The sequence below is a fragment of the Cellulomonas sp. APG4 genome, assembly GCF_009996735.1.
Taxonomy (GTDB): domain Bacteria; phylum Actinomycetota; class Actinomycetes; order Actinomycetales; family Cellulomonadaceae; genus Actinotalea.
Genome location: NZ_JAACYI010000001.1, coordinates 8,522 through 25,073 on the forward strand (window position 1 = coordinate 8,522; position 16,552 = coordinate 25,073).

Genomic DNA, 16,552 nt, shown 5'->3' on the forward strand with positions numbered 1-16,552 from the left:
CCCCGAACCGCCCGTGCTCGGCGTCTCGCCCTGGGTCCACCAGCGCGCCTCCCAGTGCCGGCCACCGTGCGAGACCTTCGCCCCGCCGTTGTAGACCGCCCCGGCCGACCACGCGTCGTACGTGCACGCGCCCGGCTCACCCGTGCCCGGGTCCGTCGGGTCGGTCGGGTCCGTCGGGTCCGTGGCGCACGCACCCAGGTCCTTCCACACCCCCGAACCGCCCGTGCTCGGCGTCTCGCCCTGGGTCCACCAGCGCGCCTCCCAGTGCCGGCCACCGTGCGAGACCTTCGCCCCGCCGTTGTAGACCGCCCCGGCCGACCACGCGTCGTACGTGCACGCCCCCGGCTCACCCGTCCCCGGGTCGCCCGGGTCCGGGTCGGTGGGCGTGCTCGTGCCGCCGACGTTGACGTCGACGCAGCTGTAGAAGGCCATCTCGGTGTTGGAGACGTTCCAGCGCGCCAGGATCGTGTGCTCACCCGCCGGGAGGTCGGTGAGCGTGTGCGAGACGGTCGACGGCGGCTGCTGGCCGCCCTGGTCGAAGGTGCGGTGGAGCACGCCGTCGACGAAGTACTCCCACGTGCTCGTGTTGTGAGCGGCCGTGAGGTTCCAGCGCAGCGTGACCGAGCTGCCCACGCCGGTCACGGGCCACGCACGGCTGTCGTCGTCGAGCACCGCGAAGCGCTCGTTGCCGCCGCTGCACTCGAGCGAGCCCTTGGGCGCCTCGACGCTCTGGGGCTCGTACTGGATCTGGCCGCAGTCGAACGCCGTCGCGCCCGAGGCGCAGTGGTCCTGCCGGCTCGGTGGGGACGTCACCCACCCGTGGGCCTCGGCGCTCGGCGCACCACCGACCGGGACGGCCAGCACCGCGACGAGGGCGGCGGTCAGCACCGCCGCACGGAATCGCTTCATCGAGACTTCCCCCTCTGCTCCGCCGGGCGGCACGCCGACCGGGTGGACGTTGCGTCGCACGCTAGGGCGGACGAGGGCCGGTGTAACTCGTGGCTTTCACGTGCCGGGCGGCCGACGCCGCACGTCGCGCACGGCGGCGACCGGCACCTACGGGTTTTCCCTCAGGGGGCGGGCCGGGGCCCGCCGGTGAGCACGCGGAGCGCGAGCTCGGTGCGTGAGCGCACGCCCACCTTGCGGAAGATGCTCGTCAGGTGGACCTCGACCGTGCGCACCGAGAGCCCGAGCACGCGAGCCACGTCCCGGTTGGACCCACCCGCGGCGACCGTGCGTGCGACCTCGAGCTCCCGCTCGGTGAGCGGCGCGGCCCATCCCGGGCGCCCGCAGCCGCCGTCCCCACCGGGCGGCTCCCGCCGTGCACCGGCGTCCTGCCCTCCGCCCCGCCGCGCGGGCACGCCCAGCGGCGCCGGGGCACCGGGCCGCACGTCCTCGCCGCGTGCGGTGCGCGCTCCCGGCGGCACCGCCCTCGCGGCGTGTGCCATGCGTCTCACGGGTGTCGCCGTCGCCGCACGGCGGTCGGAGGTCGCCCTGCGTCGCTCGACGGCCACCGCACCGGCTCCGTGGACCTCCCCGATGCCCGGGAGCCACAGCTCGAGCGGGCACGGATCGGGGCGTGCGGCGACCGCCGGCACCGTGCGGTGCCCGAGGACGCCCGGGCCGCCGTCCCCGTGCTGGGGCACGTGCCCGAACGATGCGGCCCGCAGCCGCGCCGTCGCCGCCAGACCCGCACGGATGCCTCGCGGCGGGCGCGCGGGCAGCAACCGTTCGAGCGCGGCGGCGAGCGCGTCGGGCCGCCCGTCCCGCAGCGTCGCGAGTCGACCCGCGACCAGCGCCGCGGCGCCCTCCCAGCACAGGGTCACGGGCGTGCGGCAGGCCGCGACGCGCACGGCGGTGAGCGCGGCGTCGAGCTCGTCGGCGCGCGCCTCGACCAGGGCCTCGGCGAGCTCGGTGCACGCCCGCGCGAGAGGGGGGAGGACGCCCGGGCCGGCGTGGTCGACGTCGGGCTCGAGGTCCGTCCAGGCCCCCTGGCCGGCCACGGGACCACGTGCGGCGCGCAACCGGGCGAGCACCGCGCGCGCCTCGTCCGTGCGGCGTGCCGCGCTGAGCGCGAGGGCCGCGACCGTCGCCGCCGCGGCGGCGAGCAGCGGGTCGTCGACGGGCACCGGGTCGAGCGTCGCGGCACGGTCGGGTCGACCGGACGCGAGCTCGACCACGGCGCGCGCGAGCTCGCCCGCGACGCCGTCGTCGGGCAGGTCGAGGCGGTGACCGCAGGGCGCGGACTCGTGCGCGCAGCGCTCGACGTGCAGCAGCACCGCGAGTGCGCGTCCGACGGCACCACCGGGGGCCGCGGGGACGTCCTGCCCCGTGACCAGCCTCGTCGCGAGGCCGAGGTCGTCGAGCACGGCAGGACGCGGTTCGGTGTGCAGGCGTGCGGCCCGGCGCAGCGCGGACTCGGCGTCGGCCACGTGCCCGGCGTGCAGCGCGGCGCGGCCCGCGAGCGCGAGCGCCTCGGCGCGTGTCTGGGCCGAGGCGTGGCTCGCGGCCTCGAGCGCCACCCGCTGCGCCCAGACGGCCTCACCGCGCTCGAGCATGCGTCCCGCGACGGCGAGCAGCGGCGGGACGAGCTCGACGTCGCCCGCGAGCGCGCTCAGCGCGCGGTGCCACGTCGCGGCCGCCACGTCACCGCTCTCGGTGCGCTCCTGGGCCAGGGCACGGTGCACCTCGGTGCGCTCCTTGAGGCTCGCGCGGGCGTGCACCACGGCGCGCACCCGCGGGTCGCGCACGCGCACGCGGCCCGCCACGAGGTGCAGCAGCGGCGCGGCCGGGCTCTCGAGGAGGGCGGCCATGTCGGTCGCGCACGCCCGCAGCACGGTCTCGGCCGAGTGGCCCACGTCGACCGCCGCCGTCAGGAGCAGTCGCAGGTCGCCGTCGGTGAGCGCGGTGAGCAGCGGGTCGACCGCGCGTCGCACGCTCGGCGCCACGGGGAGCGGGTCCGGGAGCAGGGCGAGCCCACGCAGCTGGGCGGGCTCGAGCAGCGTGGCCGTCTCGAGCAGCGCCCCCGGGGCGCCGTCGAGCTGCTCGACGAGGTGGACGGCGACGTGCGGAGCGACCGGGTGGGTGGCGTACAGGTGCAGCAGCTCGACCCCCTCGAGGGGCGTGAGCGGGACGAGCGGTCGCTCGACGAGGCCCGGCACGGCGCTGCGCAGGCCTTCCTCCGCGCCGGTGGCGAGCACCACGACGCGCCGCCCGCAGGTGAGCACCGCGTCGACGACAGCGTCGCGCACGGGTGGGGTGAGGGTGTCGACGTCGTCGACGGCGAGCACGACGACGCTTCCGGGTGGCCTGCTCGCGAGCAGCTCGAGCAGCCCGCGCCGCACTCCGGCCGGGGTCGAGCGCGCGTCCTCGGCGCGGCGGGTGGGTGGGGCCCCTCGGGGTCCCGGTACGTCACCTGCGTCGACGGCGACGACGGGTCGCCACGGGGCATGGGCGCCCGCTGCGCCCGACCACGCGCTCGGCGGGAGCCGGACGACGTCGGCCCCGGCGATCGCCGCGAGGTCGAGCACGTGCGCGAGGAGCCGGGTGCGACCCGATCCCGGACCACCGACCCACAGCACCCCGCCGGCGCCCGTGCGCACCGCGTCGAGGGCCGCCGCGATGTCGTCGGCACGACCCACCAGGCCGGGCCCGCCGGGCTCCGGGCCGCGTGTGCGGACGTCGACCTCGTCGGGATGTGCCTGCGGTGCTCGCACGGGACCTCCGGTGCCGGGTTCGGGCGCCGTGGCCTCGTGCACCGCATGCGCCCCCTGCATGGCCCGAGCCCCCGTCGTCGTCGACGGCGTCCCGTGAGGGGCCCGACCCGTGACCGCTGGATCCGTGACCGCCTGATGGACGTTCGTAAGGACTCTTTACTGATCCTGCCGCGCCTGCCCCGTCCGCGCAACCACCCTGCGCGCCCGCCGTTGCCGTCCGTGCGCGCTCAGATCCCCTGCCACGCGGGCTTGTCCGCCCACGTCTCGCGGTAGTAGCCCGCGAGCTGCAGCCGGCTCGCGGCCGCCTCGTCGACGAGCACCGTGACGTGGGGGTGGTGCTGCAGCACCGTCGCGGGCCACATCGCGCTCACGGGCCCCTCGACGAGCTGGTGCACGGCCTCGGCCTTCGCGCGCCCGCTCGCGAGGAGCACCAGGTGCCGAGCGCCCATGATCGTCGCGAGACCCTGGGTCAGCACGTGGCGGGGCACGTCGTCGCGCCTGCCCTCGAAGAACCGCGCGTTGTCCTCGCGGGTCTGTGCCGTGAGCGTCTTGATGCGGGTGCGCGACCCGAGCGACGAGCCCGGCTCGTTGAACGCGACGTGACCGTCGGTGCCGATGCCGAGGATCTGCAGGTCGACGCCCCCGGCGGCGGCGATCGCGTCCTCGTACCCCGCGCACGCGGAGGCGAGGTCCGCCGCGTTGCCGTCGGGCCCGCGCACCGCCCCGGGCGCGAAGTCGACGTGCGCGACCAGCTCGCGGTCGATCACCCGCCGGTAGCTCTCGGGGTGGTCCGGGGGCAGGCCCACGTACTCGTCGAGCAGGAACGCCCGGCTCCGCGCGAACGAGACCGCGCCCGCCCGGTGGCGACGCACGAGCTCGTCGTACACGCGCAGCGGGCTCGAGCCCGTGGCGAGGCCCAGCACCGCGTCCGGCCGGCGCGTGAGCAGACGCTCGACGGCGTCGGCCGCGACACGTGCGAGCGCGTCGGGCGAAGGATCGATCACGACCTCCATCAGGCGGGCACCTCCGTCACGGTGGGCAGCACGACGGCGTCCTGCGCGAGGCGCGCGGCGCCGACCGCCGCGACGTGGCCCTCGCGCGGCGCGAGCAGCACACGCTCGTCGAGGCGCAGGCTGCGCAGGAACGGCGACCCGGCCTCGGCCTCGCGCAGCACGCCGACGACGGCGTCGAGCAGCGGGGTGCCCAGCGCGCTGACTCCCCCGCCGAGCACCACGGTCCGCACCCCGGTCGTCAGGACCAGCACGCGGACGCACATGGCCACCGCCTCGGCGTGCTCGTCGCGGATCCGCACGGCACCAGGGTCCCCCGCGGCCGCGGCCTCGTACAGCTCGACCGGGGCGGGACGCCCCCGGCCGCTCGGCCAGGCGGCCCCGATCGCCGAGCCGGACGCGTAGAGCTCGAGGCACCCGCGCTGCCCGCACGGGCACTGCCGCCCGCGGTCACCCCAGGGCACGTGCCCGATCTCGCCCGCGACGCCGAGGTGACCGCGCCGCAGCCGACCGTCCAGGATGAGCCCCGCGGCCACCCCCGTGCCGAGGGCCAGGTACGCGAGGTCGCCCTCGATCCGCAGCACGTCGGCGGCCCCGAGCGCCGCGACGTTGACGTCGTTCTCGACGCGCACGACGTCGACCCCGAGCCGCTGCTCGAGCAGGCTCGCGAGCGGCACGGGGGCCTCGCCGAGCCCCAGGTTGACGGCGTGCGAGACCACGCCGCTCGCGCCGTCGACCATCCCGGGCACTCCCACGCCCACGCACGACAGCCCGGTCGGCGTGAGCCCGACCCCGGCGCACAGCCGTTCGACAGCCTCGACCACCGAGGTCACGACCCCGTCCACGCCGCGCCGGGTGAGCGTGCGGACGGCGGCACGCACCCGACCGTCCTCGTCGAGCAACGCGGCGTCGACCTTGGTCCCTCCCACGTCGACGCCCGCCGACCACGTCGCGCTCTCGACAGCCTGTGCGGTGGCCTGCGCGAGCGGCCGCACGCCGCTCATCCCTTCACCGCGCCGGCGACGAGCCCCGCCGTCATGCGGTGCTGGACGAACAGGAAGAACACGATCACGGGGACGGCCACGAGCGTGGCCCCCGCCATGACGACGCCCCAGTCGGTCGCGCGGTTCGTCTCGACCAGGCCCTGGAGCCACAGCGGGAGCGTGCGCTGCGCCGGGTCGGTCATGACCACGAGCGCGAGCGTGTACTCGTTCCACGCCTGGAGGAACCCGTACACACCCGACGCGACCAGCCCGGGGGCGAGCAGCGGGAACGTGATCCGGAAGAACGCGCCCACACGCGAGAGGCCGTCGACCATCGCGGCCTCCTCGAGCTCGATCGGCACACCCGCGACGAACCCGCGCAGCATCCAGATCGTGAAGGGCAGGATCGCCGCGACGTAGACGATCGTCAGACCGAGCACCACGTTCACCAGGCCCCAGCCGTCGAGCATCTGGTACTGGGAGATGAAGAGCCCCTCGGCCGGGATCATCTGCACCACGAGCACCGCGACGATGAAGCTCTTGCGGCCCCGGAACCGGAAGCGCGAGACGGCCACCGCGGCGACGAACGCGAAGACGATCGCCACGAGCAGGGTCAGGCCCGTCACCGCGAGCGAGACGCGGAAGGAGGCGTAGAAGCCGGGATCGGCGAGCACGCGCCGGAAGTTCGACAGCGTGCCGTCGACCGGGAAGAACGTGGGCGTCGGGGTGCGCAGCCGGTTGGTCGGCAGGAACGCGCTCGCGACCATCCAGTAGATCGGGAACGCCCACGCGACGGCGACGACCACCGCGAGCGCACCGAGCAGACGCGACCGCCAGCGGGCGCCGTCGGGCCGCCTGCGACCGCGACCCCCGGCCGGTTCGGCGCCCGCGGGCACCACCCCGCCACCGGGCAGCTGACCCTCCGACCGCCCCGGGGCGGTCGCCGTGCCCGCGGCGCTCACAGCTCCTCCGCCCTGAGCATGCGACGGATGTAGAACGCCGTGACCACGAGGGTCAGGACGAGCATGATCGTGGCCATGGCACCGGCCATCGAGAACTCCTCGGCGAGCGAGTAGATGTAGGTCCCCAGCAGGTGGGTGTCACGCGTGGGGGCGCCCGCGCGCTGGAGCACGTAGATCTGTGTGAACACGCGCAGGTCCCAGATCACCTGGAGCAGGATCACCACGAACAGCACGGGCTTGATCATCGGCACCGTGATCCGCCAGAAGCGCTGCCACGCCCCCGCACCGTCGAGCTGGGCGGCCTCCATGGTCTCGGCGGGCACCTGGAGCAGGCCCGCGTAGACGGTGAAGACCACGAAGGGCACGCTCATCCAGACCACGATCACCGTCGCGACCAGGTAGAACGACGTCGGCTCGATGAGCCACGAGTGGTAGCGCATGCCCTCCATGCCGAGCGGCTCGGCGAGCAGCCAGTTGATGACGCCGTACTGCGAGTCGAACAACCACTGCCACACGGTGAGCGTCGCGAGCACGGGCGTGCCCCACGCCAGGAGCATGCCCACCTGCAGCGTGATGCGCGCGGCCCGGCCCACGCGCGCCATGAGCACCGCGAGCGACATGCCGATCGCGACCGTGAGCCCGGCGTTGACCGCGCAGAAGAGCAGCGAGCGCCCGATCACGCCCCACACGTACGGGTCGGTGAGCAGTGCGACGTAGTTGTCCAGGCCCACCCACTCGGCCGGGCGCCCGAACTGCTGGGCGAGCCCGTACTCCTGGAACGAGAGGACGAACTGCCGCACGAGCGGGTAGCCGAGGCCCAGCGCGATCGCGCCGACGGCGGGGACGAGCAGCAGGTAGGCGGCCCAGCGCGACCACGGTCGCCGGCGGGGGCGCCGGGCGGGGGCCGCGGGACCCGGGACGGCGGGTGTGCGCACCGGGGTGCGGGAGACGGACATCGGGGCTCCGGTCGATCAGGGGACGACGGCGCGGCAGGGCGTGCAGGCGTGGCGTGCCGGCGTGGCGCCCGGCCCGGTCCGCACGGGGCGCGGCAGTGCCGCGCCCCGTGCGTCCGTGCGTCAGTTCAGCGTGTCCGCGATGAGCTGGTCGGTCGTCGCGGCGGCCTCGGCGATGTCCGCCCCGGCCGCGACCTGCTGGAAGAAGTCCTCGAGCAGGCGCTCACCCTCGACCGCGGCCCAGTTCTCGGCCGCCGGCGTCAGCTTGGCGTCGAGCGCCGCGGCGACGGCCGTGGTCGCGTAGACGTCGTCGCCCATCGCGCTCGCGTAGGTGCTGTTGCCCGGGATGAGCCCGTTGGACGCCAGCATCGTCTGGTACTCCTCGCTGAAGATGATCCGCAGCAGGCTCTCGGCGAGCTCGGGGTGCTGGGACTTCGCGGGGATCGCGATGTTGGAGCCGCCGGCGAACACCGTGGCGACCTCGCCCTCGGTCATGCCGGGGAGGGCGAAGATGCCCGTCTTCTCCTCGTTGCACGCCTGCTGCTCGGCGCGGAGCGCGGTCGCCTCCTCCGAGGTGTCCTCGGGGTCCACGCCCTTGTTGCACTCGGGCAGGTCGATGCTCCAGCGCGCCCAGGTGGGGGCCGAGAACATCGCGGCCTCACCGTTGTTGAAGGGCACCCAGGGCTCGTTGGAGTCGGCGTCGACGGGCGCGTTGGTGGCCTCGGTGAACAGCCGCTGCACCTCGGCCAGACCCTCCTGCGCCTCGGGGGCGGACAGGGCACCGACCCACTGGTCGCCCTCCTGGACGGCGAGGTCGCCGCCGTGGCTGTAGACCCAGGCGGTGCCGTTGTACCAGTCCTGCCCGGGGAACCAGAAGCCCGAGAAGTTCTCGGTGCCGTTCGGGTTCGCCTCCTGCATCGCGATGGCCGTCTCGGTGAACTCCGCGAGCGTCGTCGGCACCTCGAGCCCGGCCGCCTCGAACAGGTCCTTGCGGTAGAAGACGGCACGCGCGCCCGAGTAGTAGGGCACCGCGTACACGGTGTCGTCGGCCGTGCCGGCCTGGACGAAGCCCTCGAGCAGGTCGTCGCCGCCGAGCTCCTCGTAGAGCCCGTCGAGCGGGCGGAACGCACCCGCGTAGGTGAACGTGGGCGCCTGGGTGTTGCCGATCTCGACCACGTCGGGGGTCTGCGACTCGGAGGCGAGCGCGGTCTGCAGGCGCGGCACGAGGCCGTTCCAGTCCTGCTCCTCGATCACGAGGGTCGAGCCGGGGTTCTCGTCCTCGAACGTCGAGACGAGGTAGTCCCGCAGGTCCTGGGGCGTGTCGCCGCCGTTGATCCACAGGCGGATCTCGGCGGCCTCGGTCTCACCGGACGTGTCGTCGCCCTCGGCCTCCGGGGACGCCGTGCCGCCGCCACCGCTGCAGGCCGCGAGCGCGAGGACGCCGACGAGGGACGCGGCGACGCCGCTCTTTCGCACACTCTTCACTGGGGGTTCCTTCCCGATCCGTGGGCGGCGCCGGTCAGCGTCGTCACTGGGGTGCGCCCCGGGCCACCGACCGCCCGGGGATGGTGCTGCAGCGTGCGGAGGGGCGCATCGACCCGCCCGCGGACGAGGGCACGCGAGTTGCTCGCGCCGGCGACGCGCTGCTCGCCGTCCGTGCGGGGCCTCGTCGTCGAGACCCGGGCCGTCGTCCGTGGCTGCATATTTGTTAGTAGAGCGTCCTTACTATCCTGTGTCAAGGTGTTCGCACGGTCCCGCACGACGCTCGGACGCGTCGGCGCGGCCGTCCCTCGCGAGCCCGCACGTCCGCACGGAGGTCCCGATGGAGCCGCACCCCACCCCGACGCTCGCGCTGCGCGGTCGCGTCGTGACACCTGACGCGACCCTGCCCGACGGCGTCGTCGTGGTCCACGGGAGCATGCTCGCCTGGGTGGGGCCCGCCGACGACGCCCCGCTCCCCCACCTGCCGGCGCCCAGCGACCGGACGCTCCTCCCGGGCCTCGTCGACGTGCACTGCCACGGCGGCGGGGGCGCCGGGTTCCCCGAGGCGACCCAGCTCGCGCAGGTCCGCACCGCCGCCACCGAGCACCGCCGGCACGGGACGACGACGCTCGTGGCCTCCCTCGTGACCGCCGACCCGGCGACGCTCGAGGCGCGCACGGCCCTGCTCGCCGAGGCCGCCGACGCGGGCGTGATCGACGGCATCCACCTCGAGGGGCCGTTCCTCTCCGCGGCACGCTGCGGCGCGCAGGACCCTTCGCTCATGCAGCCCGGCTCGGCCGAGCTCGTGCGCCGGCTCGCGCGCACCGCCCACGGGCACCTGGTGAGCATGACGCTCGCCCCGGAGGTCCCGGGCGTCACCGGGCCCGACGGCGTGGTCGCGGCGCTCGCCGCTGCGGGGGCGCTGCCGTCGATCGGGCACACCGACGCCGCCGCGGGGGTGGTCGAGGCCGCGCTCGCCGAGGCGCGCGCGGCACTCGCGGGCCCCGGGGGGCGCTCGGCACTCCCCACCGCCACGCACCTGTTCAACGGCATGCCGCCGCTGCACCACCGCGCGCCGGGGCCGGTGGCCGCGCTGCTCACCGCCGCCTCGCACGGCGACGCCGTGCTCGAGCTCGTCGCCGACGGCGTCCACCTCGACCCGTTCACCGTGCGCACCGTCCTGGACCTCGTGGGCCCCGACCACGTGCTGCTCGTCACGGACGCGATGGCCGCGACCGGCATGCCCGACGGCGCCTACGAGCTCGGTTCGCTGAACGTCGAGGTCAGCGGCGGGACCGCGCACCTCGCGGGCACCACGACCATCGCGGGCAGCACCGCGCACCTGCTCGACGTGGTGCGGACGACCGTCGCCGGCGGGGTGCCCCTCGAGGTCGCCGTCCGCTGCGCCTCGCTCACCCCCGCGCGCGTGCTCGGCCGCGACGACGTCGGCGCCCTCGTCGCGGGCAGGCGCGCCGACGTGGTCGAGACCGATGCCGCACTCACCCCGCTACGCGTGCTGCGCGCGGGCCGCTGGACGGAGGACGCATGACCCCCACGCTCGTCCCGCTCCCGCTCGAGCTGCGGCCGGGCGACGGCGCGCCCTTCGTGCTCGGCGACCGGCTCGACGTCGTGGTGGACGCAGGGCTCGGGAGAGCCCCCGACGACGCCACGTCCGCCGAGGCGGTGGCAGTCGCCGGCGCCGTCGCCGAGCGGCTCGCCGCGGCGGCACGAGCCGTCGGCACCCCGACCGACGTGCGCGTGCACCCCCGCCGTGGGTGGGAGACGCCCGCGGACGAGGACCACGACGTGGCCGCCCGCACGCCCGACCCGGACGGCGTGGACGTGCCCGCCGTGACGCTGCGGCTCGTCGACGACGGCGTGCGGCTCGGGCTCACCGACGACGTCGCACCCGAGCGCGCTGCCGGCGCCTACCTGCTCGAGGTGACCGCGGACGCCGTCGTCGTGACGGCGCTCGCGCCCGCGGGGCTCGCGCACGGCGCAGCGACGCTCGTCCAGGCGCTCACCGCGGGGCCGCAGGACGTGCCGCACGTCCCCGCGATGACCGTGCGGGACGTCCCACGGTTCGGCTGGCGGGGGCTGAGCCTCGACGTCGCACGGCACTTCTTCGACGTGCCGACCGTGCTCGCGGTGCTGGACCTGATGTGGGGCCTGCGGCTCAACGTGCTGCACCTGCACCTCACCGACGACCAGGGGTGGCGCGTCGAGGTGCCGTCACGGCCGGAGCTCACCGACGTCTCGGGCAAGACCGCCGTCGGGGGCGACCAGGGCGGCTCGTACACGGTCGCCGACCTCGCCCGGATCACCGCGCACGCGGCCGCGCGGGGCATCACGGTGGTGCCCGAGGTCGACGTGCCGGGCCACGTCAACGCCGCGCTGCACGCCTGCCCCGAGCTCACGCCGGGCGGTCGCCCGGTCGACGCCTACACGGGGATCGAGGTGGGCTTCAGCCGGCTGCACGCCGACCTGCCCACGACCGACCCGTTCCTCGCGGAGGTGTTCGCGGCGGTGGCTGCCCAGACCCCGGGACCGTGGGTGCACGTCGGCGGGGACGAGGTGCTCGAGATGGAGCGGGAGGAGTACGTGCGGCTGGTGCAGGCCGCCGTCGGGCACGTGCACGCGGCGGGCAAGCGTGCGGTCGCGTGGCAGGAGGCCGCGCACGTCCCGCTGCCGCCCGGCACGGTGCTGCAGTACTGGACCCACGAGCAGGCCCCCGAGCCGGTGGCCGCGGCGGTCGAGGCAGGTGCGCTGCTGCTGCTGTCACCGGGCAACCGCGTCTACCTCGACATGAAGTACGACGCGGCGTCGCCGCTCGGCCTCGAGTGGGCCGGGCACATCGACCTGCGCCGGGCCTACGAGTGGGAGCCGCTCGACGTGGTGCCGGGCGTGCCGGCGTCGTCGGTGGTGGGTGTCGAGGCGGCGGTGTGGTCCGAGACCCTGCGCGACCTCGACGAGCTGTCGTGGATGCTGCTGCCCAGGCTCGCCGCCGTCGCCGAGGTCGCCTGGACCGAGCCCCGGCGGCGCGACTGGACGGACTTCCGTACGCGCGTGCGCGCCGTCGCCCCCACCTGGGCTCCCTTGAGCTGGAACGCCGACGCCCTGGACGCCTGACGCCCCTACCCCACCACCACGCGCGAGTTCGCACGGCCGCACCGAGTTCGCACCTGTGGAGGTGCGAACCGGGTGCGCGGGTGCGAACTCAGCGCTCGGGAGGCGTCGGAGCCGGACAGCGCGACGGCCCGGCACCCTCGTGGTGCCGGGCCGTCCTCGGGGTCACTCGGTGGGGGGCTCGTCCTGGCCGGACTCCTCGGCCGCGTCGGCCTCCTCCTTGGTCGCGTGCACCGCGCCCTCGGCGTGCTCGGGCGGGCCGTACACCGTGTAGAGGATCAGCGGGTTCTCACCCGTGTTGACGAAGTTGTGCTTGCGCCCAGCGGGCACCACCACCAGGTCACCGGCCGCGACCTTGCGCTTCTCGCCGGAGACGATCGCCTCGCCCACGCCGCTGACGAAGCTGAGGATCTGGTCGATGTCCTCGTGCACCTCCTCGCCGATCTCGCCGCCCGGCGGGACGGTCATGATGACGAGCTGGGTGTTCTTGCCCGTCCACAGCACCCGGCGGAAGTCCGGGCTCTGCTCGGCGACGGTCGCGATCGTGTAGTGCTCCATCGAGGGTGCTCCTTCGGTTGCGGTAGATCCTTGATACCGCTGCGGGGACCGCCCCGCGCGGTGAACGCGTCACTCGTCGTCGGCGTCGTCCGTGCGGCCACGGCTGAGACGAAGACGGCGGCCCTTGGCGACGTCCTGGGCGTGCTTCTCGAGCTTCTTGTCGCTCGCACGGGTGTCGCGGGGCGGCAGCTGGATGGTCTCCTCGGCGCGGATGCCGGCCTGGAGCTGACGGCCGCGCTCGAGCTCGGCGTCGAGCTCCGCCCCGAACAGCAGCGCGTTGTTGGTGAGCCACAGCCACAGCAGGAAGACGATGACGCCACCGAGCGTGCCGTAGGTCTGGTCGTAGGAGCCGTAGTTGGCGACGTAGAAGCCGAAGCCCATGGTCGCGACGGCCCAGACGAGGATCGCGACGAACGAGCCCACGCTCACCCAGCGGAACTTGGGCTGCTGCACGTTGGGCGTCGCGTAGTAGAGGATCGCGATGATCAGCGCCACCATGACCACGACGACGGGCCACTTGGCGATGCTCCACACGGTCACGGCGACGTCGCTCAGCCCGATGACGCCGCCCACGGCCTCGGCCACCGGGCCGGACAGCACGAGGGCCGCGCACACGAGCGCGACGAGCACCAGCATCACGAGCGTGACCAGCAGCATCACGGGACGCAGCTTCCAGATGGGCCGCCCCTCGTCGATCTCGTAGATCCGGTTCATGGCCCGGCTGAACGCGTTGACGTAGCCGGACGCCGACCAGAGCGCGACCGCGAGACCGGTGACGAGGGCGAGACCCGCGCTCGGCTGGTCCGCGAGGTCCCGCACGATGGACCCGACCGCATCGAGGTCCATCCCGGACGCGGTCTCCGCCTCCTCGAGCACGTCCGCGACGATCTGGTCGCCGTCGCCGAAGACGCCGAGCAGCGAGACGAGTGCGAGGGCCGCGGGTGCCACCGCGAGCACGGCCCAGTACGTGAGCGCGGCCGCCAGGTCGGGCACCTGGTCGCGCAGGAACTCCCGGAACGTCTTGAGGAGCACGTACAGCCAGGACGGCTTGGTGAGGTCCGGCGGCGAGTCGGGCTTGCGCGGGTCCTCCGGGTCGGGTGCGTCGACCCGTGCGGACGCCGGGTCGATGCCGTCGTCGGCCGCGACGCGGTGCTTCGGCTGGTCGGTGGTCATGCGTGACTCCTCGTCGGCGCGGGAACGGGCGGGGCGGGGACCTGCTGCGAGCGCGCGTAGGAGCGGGCACGCAGCCGGGCCACGAGCGGGTAGGTGCCGAGGCCGGTCGGGGCGTCGGCGGGGTCGAAGCGCACGTCGGGTGCGGTCTCGCCGCCGAGGGTGAGGCGCCCGACGACGTGCCACGGGCCGCGCGTCGCACCGTGCAGGAGGGCGAGCACCATCGGGCGGTGCGCGAGGCTCCGCAGCAGCGCGGCGGGGGCCGCGGGCCTGGGCACGCCGTCGACCGCGCGCGCGGCGAGCAGCACCGGGCCGCGGCGGCTCGCGAACGGGATCACCGAGCCGTAGAACGCCGTCGACGGCGACGCGTGCAGGGCCGGGACGTGCCGCAGCACGGGCGCGGCCCCCGAGCTCGAGAGCAGCACGTCACCTGCGCCGCAGCGCAGCGCGAGGCCCTGCACGTCGGGCAGCCACGTGGGCAGACCGCCACCGCGGGAGAGGCGCACGACGACGTCCTCGTCGCCCGGGGTGTCGAGCCACGCGACGCCCGTGGCCTCGCTGCCGGCCGGCGCGCCGTGACGCTCGAGCCGGCCGCGCACCGTGACGCCGTCGGGGTGGAGCGCGCGGTCGTGGCGCATCCGGGCGACGACGCCGAAGACGCCTCCGAGGATCCGGCCGGCGGCGACGCCGACGAGTCTCGGGAGCAGGTCACCGCGACGCCGACCCCCGACGCCTCGGACGTCGTCCGCACGCGCGGGATGCGTGGGGGCGGCGGGTGGTGCGGAGGTGCTCACGCACCGACGCTAGGCAGACCCACGGCTCCCCGCGACCGGAGCCGGACCGGTCCCGTCCGCCAGCCGATGTGGAGCGTTCCGGATGCGACACGCCGGGCGGGTGGGTCGGGAACGCTCCACATGGGCCGAGGACGCTCCACATCCGGGGGCGCGCCGTGCGCGGTCGCGGACCGGGGACGATCGGTGCGTGGGACCTCGGGCCCACGACCGACGGTGAGCCGTGGCGTCCGGGTGACGGTGCACCGCGGGTTACCGCCGATCGGGGTCACGGTTCGGTCACGGGAGTTGACGCCGGGACGGGGCGGGCGGGAACGTATTTGCACGGTCGGTGAGACCGGTCCCACACCTCGGCCACCGATGGCCGCGGCCAAAGGTGGGATCGATCCCACCGCCGAGGGTCTCCCTCCCCGGCGGGCCCGGCACCCGGACGGCACCGAGGCCGTCCCTGAGACGAAGGAGTCAGACGTGCGCTCGACTAGGACCTGGCTCGGCCTCACGGCCGGGATGGCCGGAGTGGCGCTCGCCCTCACCGGCTGCGCGAGCGACGCCGGTGACGGCGGCGACGGTGGCGACGGCGGGAGCGGTGGCAGCAGCGACGAGAAGATCACCCTCACGGTCGCGACCTTCAACGAGTTCGGCTACGAGGAGCTCGTGAAGGAGTACATGGAGCTCAACCCGAACATCACGGTCGAGCACAAGAAGGCCGCGACCGCCGACGAGGCGCGCGACAACCTCAACACCCGCCTGGCTGCCGGCTCGGGCCTGTCCGACATCGAGGCGCTCGAGGTCGACTGGCTCGCCGAGCTCATGCAGTACTCGGACAACTTCAACGACCTGTCCTCGGCCGAGGTCGACGGGCGCTGGCTCGACTGGAAGACCGAGGCCGCCACCACGGCCGACGGCAAGCTCATCGGCTACGGCACGGACATCGGCCCCGAGGCCATCTGCTACCGCGCCGACCTGTTCGAGGCGGCCGGCCTGCCGACCGACCGTGCCGAGGTCGCCACCCTGCTCGAGGGCGACTGGGACCGCTACTTCGAGGTCGGCAAGGAGTTCGTCGCGAACTCCGACGCCGCGTGGTTCGACTCGGCCGGCGCCACCTACCAGGCGATGATCAACCAGGTCGAGAACGCCTACGAGGAGGACGACGGCACGGTCATCGGCATCGAGCACGCGACCGTCAAGGACATCTACGACGACGTCCTGACCGCGAGCGTGGACGACGAGCTCTCGGCCGGCCTCGGCCAGTGGAGCGACGACTGGAACGCCGCGTTCCAGAACGGTGCGTTCGCGACGATGGCCTGCCCCGGCTGGATGCTCGGCATCATCGAGGGCAACGCGGCCGGCGTCGAGGGCTGGGACATCGCCGACGTCTTCCCCGGCGGTGGCGGCAACTGGGGCGGCTCGTACCTCACGGTGCCGACCCACACCGAGCACCCCGAGGAGGCCATCGCGCTGGCCCAGTGGCTGACCGCCCCTGAGCAGCAGATCAAGGCCTTCAAGTCGAAGGGCACGTTCCCGAGCCAGATCGAGGCGCAGGAGAGCGACGAGCTCCTCTCGACCACCAACGCGTTCTTCAACGACGCGCCGACGGGCGAGATCCTCGTCAACCGCGCCGAGGCCGTCACGGCCACGCCGTTCAAGGGTCCGAACTACTTCGCGATCCACCAGACCGTCGCGGACGCGCTGACCCGCGTGGACGTCGACGAGACCGACGACGCGAACTCGTCGTGGGACAAGGCCGTCCAGGCGTTCAAGGACCTCGGCCTCGAGTGACGAGTACCGGCCGGGTCGCCCT

At 74.5% G+C, this 16,552-nt stretch carries 12 protein-coding genes and 1 pseudogene; 3 read left to right on the forward strand and 10 right to left on the reverse strand.

Going from position 1 to position 16,552, the window contains the following annotated elements:
- The 7 genes and pseudogenes from GXB85_RS18640 to GXB85_RS00085 all read right to left on the reverse strand — a co-directional run.
- Positions 1 to 909: pseudogene (locus GXB85_RS18640) on the reverse strand (lytic polysaccharide monooxygenase); the annotation flags it as partial.
- Positions 910 to 1,070: 161 nt separating this feature from the next.
- Positions 1,071 to 3,716 carry a helix-turn-helix transcriptional regulator gene (locus GXB85_RS18680; RefSeq protein WP_161915622.1) on the reverse strand — a complete coding sequence of 882 codons (2,646 nt, stop codon included), beginning with the start codon at positions 3,714 to 3,716 and terminating at the stop codon, positions 1,071 to 1,073.
- 227 nt (positions 3,717 to 3,943) lie between these two features.
- Positions 3,944 to 4,729 carry a glucosamine-6-phosphate deaminase gene (gene nagB, locus GXB85_RS00065; protein WP_161915623.1) on the reverse strand — a complete coding sequence of 262 codons (786 nt, stop codon included), beginning with the start codon at positions 4,727 to 4,729 and terminating at the stop codon, positions 3,944 to 3,946.
- Positions 4,729 to 5,730: an ROK family protein gene (locus tag GXB85_RS00070; protein WP_161915624.1), complete on the reverse strand. Its 1,002-nt coding sequence runs from the start codon at positions 5,728 to 5,730 to the stop codon at positions 4,729 to 4,731. The genes nagB and GXB85_RS00070 overlap by 1 nt, the downstream gene beginning before the upstream one ends.
- The gene (locus GXB85_RS00075; RefSeq protein WP_370523905.1) at positions 5,727 to 6,671 is read right to left on the reverse strand and encodes a carbohydrate ABC transporter permease; all 945 of its coding nucleotides are present in this window, start codon (positions 6,669 to 6,671) and stop codon (positions 5,727 to 5,729) included. Before GXB85_RS00075 ends, GXB85_RS00070 begins: the two co-directional genes overlap by 4 nt.
- Positions 6,668 to 7,627, reverse strand: coding sequence for a carbohydrate ABC transporter permease (locus GXB85_RS00080; protein ID WP_161915625.1), 960 nt, complete (start codon positions 7,625 to 7,627; stop codon positions 6,668 to 6,670). The genes GXB85_RS00075 and GXB85_RS00080 overlap by 4 nt, the downstream gene beginning before the upstream one ends.
- 120 nt (positions 7,628 to 7,747) lie before the next feature.
- Positions 7,748 to 9,109 carry an extracellular solute-binding protein gene (locus tag GXB85_RS00085; RefSeq protein ID WP_161915626.1) on the reverse strand — a complete coding sequence of 454 codons (1,362 nt, stop codon included), beginning with the start codon at positions 9,107 to 9,109 and terminating at the stop codon, positions 7,748 to 7,750.
- A 337-nt stretch (positions 9,110 to 9,446) separates the two neighbouring features.
- On the opposite strand from GXB85_RS00085, the gene GXB85_RS00090 reads away from it, so the two are divergent.
- Positions 9,447 to 10,655 carry an N-acetylglucosamine-6-phosphate deacetylase gene (locus GXB85_RS00090; protein WP_161915627.1) on the forward strand — a complete coding sequence of 403 codons (1,209 nt, stop codon included), beginning with the start codon at positions 9,447 to 9,449 and terminating at the stop codon, positions 10,653 to 10,655.
- The gene (locus GXB85_RS00095) at positions 10,652 to 12,235 is read left to right on the forward strand and encodes a family 20 glycosylhydrolase (protein ID WP_161915628.1); all 1,584 of its coding nucleotides are present in this window, start codon (positions 10,652 to 10,654) and stop codon (positions 12,233 to 12,235) included. The genes GXB85_RS00090 and GXB85_RS00095 overlap by 4 nt, the downstream gene beginning before the upstream one ends.
- Positions 12,236 to 12,397: 162 nt before the next feature.
- Here the strand turns inward: GXB85_RS00095 and GXB85_RS00100 are convergent, their stop codons facing one another.
- The 3 genes from GXB85_RS00100 to GXB85_RS00110 form a co-directional block, all read right to left on the reverse strand.
- On the reverse strand, positions 12,398 to 12,790 hold the full coding sequence (locus GXB85_RS00100) for a cupin domain-containing protein (protein WP_161915629.1): 393 nt from the start codon (positions 12,788 to 12,790) through the stop codon (positions 12,398 to 12,400).
- A gap of 69 nt (positions 12,791 to 12,859) precedes the next feature.
- Positions 12,860 to 13,963, reverse strand: a complete 1,104-nt coding sequence (locus tag GXB85_RS00105) for a YihY/virulence factor BrkB family protein (protein WP_161915630.1) — start codon at positions 13,961 to 13,963, stop codon at positions 12,860 to 12,862.
- Complete coding sequence (locus GXB85_RS00110) at positions 13,960 to 14,754, reverse strand: hypothetical protein (protein ID WP_161915631.1); 795 nt, start codon at positions 14,752 to 14,754, stop codon at positions 13,960 to 13,962. The genes GXB85_RS00105 and GXB85_RS00110 overlap by 4 nt, the downstream gene beginning before the upstream one ends.
- Positions 14,755 to 15,219: 465 nt before the next feature.
- Here GXB85_RS00110 and GXB85_RS00115 point away from each other — a divergent pair, with 465 nt between their 5' ends.
- Positions 15,220 to 16,530 carry an extracellular solute-binding protein gene (locus GXB85_RS00115; RefSeq protein ID WP_370523906.1) on the forward strand — a complete coding sequence of 437 codons (1,311 nt, stop codon included), beginning with the start codon at positions 15,220 to 15,222 and terminating at the stop codon, positions 16,528 to 16,530.
- Positions 16,531 to 16,552 lie beyond the last annotated feature (22 nt).

What these genes read in the sequence shown, in the direction of transcription:
- nagB (WP_161915623.1), bottom strand. Translation starts at nt 4,729, where the DNA reads ATGGAGGTCGTGATCGATCCTTCGCCCGACGCGCTCGCACGTGTCGCG.
- GXB85_RS00070 (WP_161915624.1), bottom strand. Translation starts at nt 5,730, where the DNA reads ATGAGCGGCGTGCGGCCGCTCGCGCAGGCCACCGCACAGGCTGTCGAG.
- GXB85_RS00080 (WP_161915625.1), bottom strand. Translation starts at nt 7,627, where the DNA reads ATGTCCGTCTCCCGCACCCCGGTGCGCACACCCGCCGTCCCGGGTCCC.
- GXB85_RS00090 (WP_161915627.1), top strand. Translation starts at nt 9,447, where the DNA reads ATGGAGCCGCACCCCACCCCGACGCTCGCGCTGCGCGGTCGCGTCGTG.
- GXB85_RS00095 (WP_161915628.1), top strand. Translation starts at nt 10,652, where the DNA reads ATGACCCCCACGCTCGTCCCGCTCCCGCTCGAGCTGCGGCCGGGCGAC.
- GXB85_RS00100 (WP_161915629.1), bottom strand. Translation starts at nt 12,790, where the DNA reads ATGGAGCACTACACGATCGCGACCGTCGCCGAGCAGAGCCCGGACTTC.
- GXB85_RS00105 (WP_161915630.1), bottom strand. Translation starts at nt 13,963, where the DNA reads ATGACCACCGACCAGCCGAAGCACCGCGTCGCGGCCGACGACGGCATC.